The sequence below is a fragment of the Streptomyces capoamus genome (assembly GCF_014654935.1).
GTDB lineage: Bacteria > Actinomycetota > Actinomycetes > Streptomycetales > Streptomycetaceae > Streptomyces > Streptomyces capoamus.
In genome coordinates this window covers 335,777-346,067 of record NZ_BNBF01000005.1, presented here as the reverse complement: position 1 = coordinate 346,067, position 10,291 = coordinate 335,777, and the positions used below count along the sequence as shown (strand labels likewise).

Here is a 10,291-nt window from a genome sequence, read left to right as displayed (position 1 = left end):
GACACCGGTGACGTGGCACGGGAGGACGGCCGCGGCGGCATCCGGGTGCTGGGCCGGGCCAAGGACGCGATCCTGCGGGACGGGACCGTCGTCCCCATGGCCGAGCTGGAGGCGGTCCTCTCCGCGCACCCGAAGATCGCGGAAGCCACGCTGGTCGGGCCCACCGGGCAGCCGGACGACCCCGTCGTGGCCGTCCTCGTCCCCCGCGGCGGCGGGGCCCGGCCCACGCTCCGGGAGATCCGCGAGCACCTGCTGGAACGCGGCCAGGAGCCCCGCTTCCTGCCGGACCGGCTGGAGCTGGTCGAGGCCCTGCCCAAGACCCTGACCGGCAAGGTGAAGAAGGCCGAACTCAGGCGCCGCCTCGCCGGAGCCTGACCCGCCCGGCACACCCGCGCGGCGGCACCGCCCCACCGGGGACGGTGCCGCCGCGCTGGCGCGTGCACGGGAGGTCCTACGCCGGGCCGGGCCCCACGTGCGGGAGCCCGTAGGCGTCGGCGATCAGCGACAGCGACGTCAGCCGCGCCTCCAGGCCGTGCCCGTGGGTGACGAGCATGAGTTCGTCGGCGCCCGTCCGCTTGCGCAGTTCGTCCAGCTGCTCACGTACCGCGTCCGGCGTGCCGTGCACCGCGTTCTCCAGCCAGCCGCCGAGGACCTCCCGCTCGTACTCGGTGAACACGTGTGCCCCGGCCTCCTCGGGGGTGGGCACCAGCCCCGGACGCCCGGTGCGGAAGCGCAGCGTGGTCAGCGCCCCGGTGAGGGCCTGGTCCCGGGCCTGCCGCTCGGTCCGCGCGGCGAACGTGAGGACGCCGACGACCGTGTAGGGCTCGGTCAGCACGGCGGACGGCCGGAACTCCCGCCGGTACAGCTCCAGCGCGGGGATCGTGTGGTGGGCGGCGAAGTGGTGGGCGAAGGCGAACGGCAGCCCCAGCCGGCCGGCCAGCTGGGCGCTGAACCCGGACGACCCCAGGAGCCACACCCCGGGCCGCCCGCCGGAGGGCCCCTGCACCGGGCCGGGCACGGCGTGCACCCGGCGGTAGGGGTGCCCGTCGGGGAAGTCGTCGTGCAGGAAGCCGAGCAGTTCGGCCACGTCGGCGGGGAAGGAGTCGCCCGTCGCCGGCCCGTCGGTCCGCCGCAGCGCCCGCGCCGTCAGCCGGTCGGTGCCCGGGGCGCGTCCCAGCCCGAGGTCCACCCGGCCGGGCGCCATCGCCTCCAGGGTGTGGAACTGTTCGGCGATGACCAGCGGGGCGTGGTTGGGCAGCATGACGCCGCCGGAACCGAGCCGGATCCGGGTGGTCTGCGCGGCGAGGTACGCCAGGATCACCGCCGGGCTGCTGCTGGCGATGCCGGGCATCGAGTGGTGTTCGGCGACCCAGTAGCGGCGGAAGCCGCGGGACTCGGCCAGGCGGGCGAGCCGCGCCGAGGTCCGCAGCGCCTCCCGCGTGGTGTGGCCCTCGCCGACCGCCACCAGGTCGAGAACCGACAGAGCGTCGACCATCGTTGCTGTGCCTTCCGTAAGCCGCGCACGCGTGCGCGGTCCGTCATGGAAAAGGCCCGGGCCGGCCGGGTGCGGGAGCGTTGCGGTCCCGCACCCGGCCGGCCCGGGCGCCTGGGGGCGTCCGGCCGTGTTACTCCGGGGCCGTGGTCCCGTACCGGACCTCGTTCGCCAGCACCACCCCGTGGCTGGACACGTCGAGGACCATCCGGTCGCCGTTCTCGATCCGGAACCCGTCGTGGTACGTGGCCTTGTCCGCGCCGAGGAAGAGGTAGTTGACCAGACCCGGCCGGCGCAGCAACGGGTGCGAGAACAGGTACTCCGCCATGTCCGGGACCCGGTGGAAGAGGGAGTCGGCGCCGCACGAGAAGCCGCCCTGCCAGGCCGCGGCACCCTCGCGCTCGATGGTGACGGTGCCGGTGACCTGCTCCGGCGGGCTGTCGAGGAACAGCCACGGCGTGATCGAGGTCTCGCACAGCTTGGCGTACGGGGTCCACGCCCACGGGTTCTTCAGGTGCAGGCCTATGTCGTTGAGGTCGTTGCCGAAGGTGTAGCCGGCGTAGTGCGGGACGCCCTGGTCGTCGTTGGCGTACACGAGGACGACCTCGGGCTCCTCCAGCAGCCACACCGGATCGGCCGGGGTGGTCAGCGGCTCGCCGGGCAGCCGCAGCCAGGAACCGAAGCCCTTGATGTAGTAGTTCGGCGGGGTGAACTCCTCGTCCGGCTCCGGGGCGCGGTCGAACTTGGTGCGGTGCGTGCCCATGAACCCGTTGATCAGTGCGTTGTTGGAGCCGGTCGGCAGCAGCGGCGGCAGGAACCGCAGGCCGGCGTCGCCGGGGTCGACCTCGATCCGGCCGTCGTCGCCGGCCACGGCGGAGCCGAGGTCCTCGGGGCCGTGGCCCGCGACGAGGGCCGCCCGCAACTGCCCGTCGGCCACCGGGTACAGGGTGAGCGGGCTGCCGGGCACGGGCAGTCCGTGGCCCGCGTACCGCCGGCCCTGGTATTCGCACTCGAAGATGATGGACATGGCTGTCGGGGTCTCCTCAGGAGTGGGCGGATGGAGGGGTGGCCGGGAACCCGTGGGAGCGGGCCGCGAGCACCAGGGCGAGGACCGGAACCAGCAGCACCAGCACCGTCCAGGGGAAGGCGTCGGCGCCGACGGCGCCGAGCAGCAGGCCGCCGGCGATGCCTCCGCCGGCCATCGCGACGTTCCACAGGGTCACCAGCATCGCCTGGGCCGCCTCGGCGGCCTCCCCGCCGGCCTGGCCGCCCGCGGTCTGCAGCAGGGTCGGTACCCCGCCCCAGCCCAGCCCCCACAGCGCGGCGGCGACGTAGACCAGGGCGTCGGTGCCGGAGAAGGCGCCCATGACCGCGACGGCGACGCCGACCAGCAGGGTGCTGGCGACGGTCAGCGCCCGCAGGTGGCGGTGGATGAGGGCGCCGACGACCCAGATGCTGACCAGGCAGGCGACGCCGAACACCAGCAGGACCGAGTCGGCCCGGCCGTCCATGCCGATGTGGTCCAGGAAGGTCGCGATGTAGGCGTACAGCAGGGTGTGCGCCAGGACGAACACCAGGGTGACGGTCAGCACCGCCGCGACGCCCGGCACGCGCAGGGTGCTGCGCATCGGGATCTTGCCGCCGGCCGGCCGGCCGGGCTGGTCGGGCGCCGCGACCGTGATCCACACGAGCAGCACCACGGTGAGAACGGTCATCGCGAGGAAGGCGGCCCGCCAGGACACCACCTGCCCCAGGAAGGTGCCGGCCGGGACGCCCAGGGACAGGGCGACGGGAATGCCGGCCATGGCGATCGCGATGGCACGGCCCTCCTGGTGCGGGGCGACCATGCGCCGGGCGTACCCGGCCAGCAGGGCCCAGGCCAGTCCGGCGGCGACCCCGGCGACGAACCGGGCGACCAGGGTGAGCGGGTAGTCCGCCGACAGGGCGGTGACGGTGTTGGCCACGGCGAAGCCGGCCATGGCGGTCAGCAGCAGGCGCTTGCGGCCCCAGCCCGCGGTCGCGGCGGACAGCGGGATGGCCGTGAGCACCGTGCCCAGCGCGTAAATGGTCACCGTCTGGCCGGTGGCCGACTCGCTGGTGTGCAGGCCGGCACTCATGTCGGGCAGCAGCCCGGCGGGCAGGGTCTCGGTGAGACTGGTGATGAACACCGCGACGGCCAGCGCGAGCAGGGCCGCCATCGGCAGCTTCTGCTCGGCCGCCGGCGCGGTGCCGGGTGCGGTGAGTGGGGTGGCGGTGCCGGTGGACGGCTCGGCGCTAGTCATGACGGTTGCCTTCGATGTGAGGGTCGAGCCCGGCGTGGACGGGTCCTCCGGGGACGGGAACGGCTCAGGCCCGCGGGGTGCGGGTGCCGGTGAGATCGGCCAGCGCGGCGTCGATGTGCGCCAGGTTCGCGCGGATCCACGGCAGTTGGAGCGGGTCGGGTGCCGCGAGCGCGGCGGTGCGCTGTGCGTCGTCCTCGCCGTACAGGCGGCTGGTGGCGGCCCGGATCCGCAAGGGGTCGCCGTCCTCGCCGAAGGCGCCGGCCGGGAGCAGGCCGATGCCGTGCCGTTCGCCGAGGAACCGGACCAGGTCCGCACCGCCGTGCACGTCGTGGGCCCGGGCCAGGCGGTCCCCGAGCGGTGTGAAGTCGGGGTAGAGGTAGCAGGTCGCGCGGACCGGGGCGAGCAGGGCGCCGGCGTCGGTGAGCCGTCCGGCGACCGCGCGGGCCACGGTCTCGTGCAGCCGGCGGCTGGCGGCGACCCGCTCGACGACCTCCGGGGGCTCGTCGAACGCGTACGCGGCGGCGGCCTGCACCGGCGCCGGCGGACTGGACCAGATCTGGCTGGCGACCGGGACGAGACGGCCGTGCAGGGCACGCCCGGTGTCGCTGTCGGGCAGCCGGGCCACACCGGTGCGCCAGCCGCCGACGGCCAGGTTCTTGGTGAGCCCGGTGGTGACGACGGTGCGCTCCGGGGCGTGCAGGGCCGGGGACTCGGCGGGTTCCGAGGCGTCGTACACGAGGTCGCAGTAGATCTCGTCGGAGACGATGACGAGGTCCAGCTCCCGGGCCGCCGCCGCCAGCGCGCGTACCGTGCCGGGCGAGGCGACGCTGCCGGTCGGGTTGTCCGGCAGCGTCACCACCACGGACCGGGGGTCGTGGCCGGCGGCCCGCGCCGCGGTGACGGCCGCGCGCAGCCGCTCCGGGTCCGGCACCCCGCCCTGGCCCGGCGCGATCGGCACGGGGACCGGACGGGCGCCCACGAGCCGGGCCTGGGCGGCGTAGCTGACCCAGCTGGGCACGGGCACGACCACGTCCCCGCCGAGCGCGAGCAGCAGCGCGAACAGCAGCGGCTTGCTGCCGGGACCGGCCACGACCAGCTCCGGATCGGTGGGGAGCCGGCGCCGGCCCCAGTAGCCGGCGGCGGCGGCGCGCAGCGCCCGGCTCCCGGCCACGGGGCCGTATGCGTTCGCGTCCGCCGCGGCGGCGAGCCGCCGGCGCAGCGCGGGCAGCACGGGCAGGCCGATCTCCCCGCCGGCCATGGGCAGGACCTGCTCCCCGGCCCGTCGCCTGCGGTCCAGGGCCTCGTCGGCGGCCAGGGTCGCCGACATGGGGATGGACGGGGCACCGGACATGCTGTCACTGCCCCCAGTCGCGCAGCTGGACCTCGACCATCTCCAGGGTCAGCCGCCCGTCCGCGATGTCCTCCACGCGGAGGGTCAGCAGGCACTCGGGGCAGGAGAGGGTCTCGCCCTGGACGACCGGCGGGACGGTCAGGCCGGTCTCGCACTCGGGGCAGGCGCCGGTGAGCGTGGCGCTGGACATGGATCGTCTCCGTTCGACGTGGGTGCGCAACGGTCCACCACTTTCCAACGCGCCGCCGGAAAGAGTAAAGGCGGGCCCGTCAAATCTCTGTGGTGAATTGTCAAGAAGTGTCAAGACGCAGGGGAGTTGCAAGATTGCCCTGGCGAAATGTCAAGTCCGCCGGAATATCCCGGCCGGGACCCGGAGCGACAACTACTGTGCCGCCATGGACATTTTCCCGCTGCCCCGGCTCGGGCTGGTCGTGCCCCCGGAAAACCCCCTGGCGGAACCGGAGTTCAACCGTCTGATCGGTGCCGAGCTGAATGTGTACACCACGCGTTTCCCGCTGACCCCGGGAATGGACGTGAAGGAAACGATGCTCCGGTACAACGACGTGCTCGCGGACACGCTGGCCACCTTCGGCCGCATGCGCCTGGACGCCGCCGTGGTGGCCTGCAACGCCTCGCACTATCTGCTGGGACCCGACGGTGACCGCGGTTTCGTGGCCGAACTGTCCGAGGCGTTCGGTTATCCCGTGCAGTCGACGACACAGGCCATCCTCGCGGTGTGCGAGGAATTCGGGATATCCCGCCTGACCCTCGTCTCCCCCTACTGGGACTGGCTCACCCAGACGTCCCGCTCCTTCTGGGAGCAGGCCGGTGTCGCCGTCGACCGCGTCGTCCTCGCCCCGGCCGTCGTCGACCCGAAGGAGGAGGACCACGAGTTCGACCCGTACCGGGTGACGACCAGGACCCTGCTCGGCCGGATCCGCGAGGCCGGCCTGCCCGACGACGGGGCGGTCCTGTTCACCGGCACGGGCATGGGCACCCTGGCCGCCCTCGCCGAACTCGACCGCGAGTTCGGCCGCACGACGCTGCTGACGTCCAACCTCGCGGCGGCCTGGTGGGCGCGGCGCACGGTGGGGGCGGCCGGGGCCGAGGTGCACCCCCTGCTGGAGCGGCTGGAGCGCGGCACACCGCGCCGGTCCCGCTAGCCGGCCCTCCCCCGGCAGTCAGCCCTTGCCTCCCGTCGAACTCCCACCGACCGCACCCACCGACCGCACCCACCGTCAAGGAGGCGCCCGCCGTGGCCGTCACCAGTGAAGCACTCCCGTCCGATGCCCTCGTGGCCGTGGTGAGCGGCGGCGCGTCCGGCATCGGCGCGGCCGCCGCGGCGGCGCTCGCCGCCCGGGGCGTCCGGGTCGCCGCCCTGGACCTGAAGGCCGACGAGGTCGCCGCGCCGGCCGTCGGCATCGCCTGCGACGTCTCCGACGACGCGTCCGTGCGCGCCGCCGTCGGCGAGGTCGCCGGCCGCTACGGCCGTATCGACATCGTCGTGAACAACGCCGGCATCGCCGCCCAGGGCGACATCACCGACAACGACGACGAGGAGTGGCGGCGCGTCCTGGACGTGAACGTGGTCGGCATGGTGCGCCTCACCCGAGCCGCGCTCCCGTACCTGCGCGAGTCCCCGGCCGCCGCGATCGTCAACACCTGCTCCGTCTTCGCCTCGATGGGGGTACGGCGGCGTGTGCTGTACTCCGCGTCCAAGGGTGCCGTCCACTCCCTGACCCTGGCGATGGCCGCCGACCACGTCCGGGAGGGCATCCGGGTCAACGCCGTCGCGCCCGGCGCCGTCGACACCCCCTGGATCCAGCGCGTGCTGGCCACGACCGCCGACCCGCGGGCGGAGCGGGAGGCGCTGAACGACCGCCACCCCCTGGGCCGGCTGGCGCGGCCCGAGGAGGTGGGGGAGGCCATCGCCTTCCTGGCCACCGAGGCCTCCGGCACCACCGGCGCGCTCCTCGCCGTCGACGGCGGCATCCACGACCTGCGCCTCTGACCGGCCCCGCCCGCGCCCGCGCGCCCTTTGGCGGTGCCGGTTCCCGGGACGCGGCCGGCTGAGGGCACGCGTCTTCAGCGGGCAAGGAGTGGCGAGACCGGGGTATCAGCTCAGCCGGGACGGGAGTATCCGCACAACGCGGAATCGGCCGGCCGGCGAGCATGCCGCGGGAGGTGACGAGAGGTGGACCGACTCGACCGTCGTCAGCACGCACTCGACATGATCGACTGGCTGCTGGAGACCGCGTCCCTGCGCGAGTTCCTCCAGCACCTGATCGACGACGCGGTCGGTGCCACGGACGCGGTGGGCTGCGGTGTGACACTGCAACGGCGTCAGCGCCCGTTGACCGTGGTCAGCACCGGGTCGGTGGCGGACAAGCTGGACGAGAAGCAGTACGGCCAGGACGACGGGCCCTGTCTGCACGCCCTGCGCACCGGCGAGGTCGTCCACGTGCCCGACGTCCTGGAGGAGACCCGGTGGGGGTCCTATCCGCGCTTCGCGGCCGGCCTGGGCATCCGCTCCTCGCTGTCCCTGCCGATCCCGGCGCGCGACCACACCGCCGGGGCGCTGAACTTCTACGCCGCCGACCCCGGTGCCTTCTCCGAGGACGACCGGCAGCGGCTGGCCCTGATCGCCGCACAGGCCGGCGGCGGCATCGCGCTGGCCCAGCGCCTGGCCGACGCGGAGGAGTTCACCCGTGAGCTGCAGACCGCGCTCGCTTCCCGCAGCGTCGTCGACCAGGCCATCGGGAGCGTCATGCAGCAACGGCAGTGCACCGCCGAGGAGGCGTTCGACCTGCTGCGCCGGCTCTCCCAGGAGACCAACCTCAAGCTCCGTGACGTCTGCACGCGGCTGCTGACCGGCATCGCCGGCCGCCCGCCCGCCGAGCGGCCCCCGTTGCGGCCCCGCCCCTGACACCGGTCCCCGGGTTAGCCTCGCGCCATGAGTACCGAACGGAAGCCGAGCCCCCGAGAGCGGCTGCTGGAGGCGGCGGCCACGCTCACCTACCGGGACGGCGTCGGTATCGGCATCGAGGCGCTGTGCAAGGCGGCGGGCGTGTCGAAGCGCTCCATGTACCAGTTGTTCGAGAGCAAGGACGAACTGCTCGCGGCGAGCCTGGAGCAACACGCTTCCGCCTACGCGGCGACCCTGCTGCCCGCGGCGGACGACGACCGTTCCCCCCGCGAGCGGATCCTGCACGTCTTCCGGCAGGTCGAACGGCAGGCGGACGCGCCCGGGTTCCAGGGCTGCCGGTACCTGGCCGTGCAGATCGAACTGAAGGACGCGGACCACCCCGCGAGCCGGGTGGCCCACCGGGTCAAGGCGCATCTGACCGCCTTCTTCCGGGCCGAGGCGGACCGGGGCGGTGCGAGCGATCCCGGCCTGCTGTCCCGGCAGCTCAGCCTGGTCTTCGACGGCGCCAGCGCCCGCGCGGGAATCGGGGCCGACAGCCTGGCCGGTCTCGTCGTCCCCACGGTGACCACCCTGCTCGACGCGGGCGGCGTGCGCTGAGGCATCCCGCGACTTGCCTGAGGAAACCGATCGGTTTACCGTGTGCCGTACGGGTGAAACCGATCGGTTTCCTTACGCTCGGAGGTAGTCGTGACAGCGATCAAGGGCGCCACCGTCCTCGTCACCGGAGGCGGCCGCGGCATCGGCAGGACGCTGGTCGAGGAGCTCCACCGGCGCGGTGCCGGCAAGGTCTACGCCACCGCCCGCGACCCGCGCACGGTGACGCACCCCGGTGCCGTCCCGCTGGCCCTGGAGGTCACCGACCCGGCGTCCGTCGCGGCGGCGGCCGAGCAGGCCCAGGACGTCACCATCCTGATCAACAACGCCGGCGCCTCGGTCCGCGCCTCCTACCTGGACTCCCCGATGCAGGAGGTGCGCCGGGACCTGGAGACCAACTTCTACGGGCCGCTGCTGGTCACGCGGGCCTTCGTACCGGTCATCGAGCGCAACGGCGGGGGCCACGTCCTCAACGTCCACTCCGCCCTGTCCTGGCTGGCCGACGGCACGCCCTACAGCGCCTCCAAGGCCGCCCTGTGGTCGCAGACCAACTCCCTGCGCCTGGAGCTGCGGCCCCGCGGCATCGCGGTGACCGGGCTCCACGTGGCCTACGTGGACACCGACATGACGTCGGACATCGACGCGCCCAAGGCCGACCCGCGCGACGTCGCGGTGGCCGCCCTGGACGGCATCGAGGCGGGGGCCCACGAGGTGCTGGCCGACGACACCACCCGCTGGATCAAGTCACAGCTTTCCGCGGGCCCCGAAGCCCTGTACGCGCAGCTGAAGAGCTGATGCCCGACCGCGGGTCCCGGCCGGGGCCGCGACCCGCCCCGGTCAGGCGCGGGTCCACCGCTGGCCGGCCTGGCCGTTGCAGCTCCACAGGACCAGCCGGGTCCCGTCGGCGGTGCCGGCCCCGTCGGCGTCGAGGCACAGCCCGGCGTGGACGTTGCGGACCGACCCGTCGGAGCCGAGCGTCCACTTCTGGTTGTCCTGGCCGTTGCAGGGCCAGGTGACGACTCGGGTGCCGTTGGCGGTGCCCCGGTCGTAGGCGTCCAGGCACTTGTCGCCGTAGACGCGGATCTCGCCGCCGGCCCACGTGGTCCACAGCTGGTTGGCGGCCGTGTGGCAGTCCCACAGCAGCACGGTGGCCCCGGCGGCGGTGGAGGCGTTGTCCACGTCCGCGCAGCGGCCGGAGGCGCCGCCCCGCAGGCGCGAGGTGGTGGCCGCCAGCGCAGTGCCACCGGTCACCCGGTACACGGCCACGCCGTGGGCGGGAACGCTCGCGGAGATCTGCCCGGACGCGCTCGACGTGGCGCCGGTCCACAGGTCCGTGAGAGTGAACGGACCGCCCGAAAGGCCCACTTGGGCGGCCGTGGCGGAGATCGTCGCGGTGCCGCCTCCCCGGTTGAACAGGCCCACCGCGACCGAGCCGTCGGACAGGGGCTTGGCGAACACCTCGGTGTTCCCGTCGTCGCGCACCCTGCGCCCGCCCGCGCCCAGCGCGTCCTGGTCCACCGCCAGCAGGCGGGGGTTGCGCAGGATCGCGCTCACGTCCGCGGACATGGTGCGGATGTCGTTGCCGGCCATGAGCGGGGCGCCCAGCAGCGCCCACAGGGCGAAGTGCGAGCGGGACTCGGTCAGTG

General features: G+C 73.9%; 12 protein-coding genes. 6 read left to right on the top strand and 6 right to left on the bottom strand.

What is annotated here, in order from left to right; genetic code table 11:
* Positions 1-375, top strand: a 375-nt coding sequence (locus IE312_RS39590) for an AMP-binding enzyme (protein ID WP_440862354.1), incomplete at its 5' end; no start/stop codon positions are given.
* A gap of 76 nt (positions 376-451) precedes the next feature.
* Here the strand turns inward: IE312_RS39590 and IE312_RS11320 are convergent.
* From IE312_RS11320 to IE312_RS11300, 5 genes are all read right to left on the bottom strand, one after another.
* Positions 452-1,495 (bottom strand): LLM class flavin-dependent oxidoreductase, encoded by a 1,044-nt coding sequence (locus tag IE312_RS11320; protein WP_189980804.1) that lies wholly within the window; start codon positions 1,493-1,495, stop codon positions 452-454.
* 130 nt (positions 1,496-1,625) lie between these two features.
* A complete protein-coding gene (locus tag IE312_RS11315; RefSeq protein WP_189980802.1) occupies positions 1,626-2,519 on the bottom strand; it encodes a fumarylacetoacetate (FAA) hydrolase in 894 nt (297 codons plus the stop codon).
* A gap of 16 nt (positions 2,520-2,535) precedes the next feature.
* Positions 2,536-3,774 (bottom strand): MFS transporter, encoded by a 1,239-nt coding sequence (locus IE312_RS11310; RefSeq protein ID WP_189980800.1) that lies wholly within the window; start codon positions 3,772-3,774, stop codon positions 2,536-2,538.
* A gap of 64 nt (positions 3,775-3,838) precedes the next feature.
* Positions 3,839-5,125 carry an aminotransferase class I/II-fold pyridoxal phosphate-dependent enzyme gene (locus tag IE312_RS11305; protein WP_229899531.1) on the bottom strand — a complete coding sequence of 429 codons (1,287 nt, stop codon included), beginning with the start codon at positions 5,123-5,125 and terminating at the stop codon, positions 3,839-3,841.
* Positions 5,126-5,129: 4 nt separating this feature from the next.
* Positions 5,130-5,315, bottom strand: a complete 186-nt coding sequence (locus IE312_RS11300; protein WP_189980798.1) for a lysine biosynthesis protein LysW — start codon at positions 5,313-5,315, stop codon at positions 5,130-5,132.
* A 205-nt stretch (positions 5,316-5,520) separates the two neighbouring features.
* Between IE312_RS11300 and IE312_RS11295 the strand changes: the two genes are divergently transcribed.
* The 5 genes from IE312_RS11295 to IE312_RS11275 all read left to right on the top strand — a co-directional run bounded on the left by IE312_RS11295 (position 5,521) and on the right by IE312_RS11275 (position 9,440).
* A complete protein-coding gene (locus tag IE312_RS11295) occupies positions 5,521-6,288 on the top strand; it encodes a maleate cis-trans isomerase family protein (protein WP_189980796.1) in 768 nt (255 codons plus the stop codon).
* A 92-nt stretch (positions 6,289-6,380) separates the two neighbouring features.
* Positions 6,381-7,136, top strand: a complete 756-nt coding sequence (locus IE312_RS11290) for an SDR family NAD(P)-dependent oxidoreductase (RefSeq protein WP_189980794.1) — start codon at positions 6,381-6,383, stop codon at positions 7,134-7,136.
* A gap of 219 nt (positions 7,137-7,355) precedes the next feature.
* Positions 7,356-8,051, top strand: a complete 696-nt coding sequence (locus tag IE312_RS11285; RefSeq protein ID WP_189980854.1) for a GAF and ANTAR domain-containing protein — start codon at positions 7,356-7,358, stop codon at positions 8,049-8,051.
* A 27-nt stretch (positions 8,052-8,078) separates the two neighbouring features.
* Positions 8,079-8,648: a TetR/AcrR family transcriptional regulator gene (locus IE312_RS11280; RefSeq protein WP_189980792.1), complete on the top strand. Its 570-nt coding sequence runs from the start codon at positions 8,079-8,081 to the stop codon at positions 8,646-8,648.
* Positions 8,649-8,738: 90 nt separating this feature from the next.
* Positions 8,739-9,440, top strand: coding sequence for an SDR family oxidoreductase (locus IE312_RS11275; protein WP_189980790.1), 702 nt, complete (start codon positions 8,739-8,741; stop codon positions 9,438-9,440).
* A 42-nt stretch (positions 9,441-9,482) separates the two neighbouring features.
* Here IE312_RS11275 and IE312_RS39585 read toward each other — a convergent pair.
* Positions 9,483-10,291, bottom strand: an 809-nt coding sequence (locus IE312_RS39585; protein ID WP_229899529.1) for a ricin-type beta-trefoil lectin domain protein, incomplete at its 5' end; no start/stop codon positions are given.

Bases quoted from the DNA above. Each gene is read 5' to 3' on its own strand.
- IE312_RS11285 (WP_189980854.1), top strand. From the start codon at position 7,356: ATGATCGACTGGCTGCTGGAGACCGCGTCCCTGCGCGAGTTCCTCCAG.
- IE312_RS11295 (WP_189980796.1), top strand. From the start codon at position 5,521: ATGGACATTTTCCCGCTGCCCCGGCTCGGGCTGGTCGTGCCCCCGGAA.
- IE312_RS11320 (WP_189980804.1), bottom strand. From the start codon at position 1,495: ATGGTCGACGCTCTGTCGGTTCTCGACCTGGTGGCGGTCGGCGAGGGC.
- IE312_RS11310 (WP_189980800.1), bottom strand. From the start codon at position 3,774: ATGACTAGCGCCGAGCCGTCCACCGGCACCGCCACCCCACTCACCGCA.
- IE312_RS11315 (WP_189980802.1), bottom strand. From the start codon at position 2,519: ATGTCCATCATCTTCGAGTGCGAATACCAGGGCCGGCGGTACGCGGGC.
- IE312_RS11280 (WP_189980792.1), top strand. From the start codon at position 8,079: ATGAGTACCGAACGGAAGCCGAGCCCCCGAGAGCGGCTGCTGGAGGCG.
- IE312_RS11305 (WP_229899531.1), bottom strand. From the start codon at position 5,125: ATGTCCGGTGCCCCGTCCATCCCCATGTCGGCGACCCTGGCCGCCGAC.
- IE312_RS11300 (WP_189980798.1), bottom strand. From the start codon at position 5,315: ATGTCCAGCGCCACGCTCACCGGCGCCTGCCCCGAGTGCGAGACCGGC.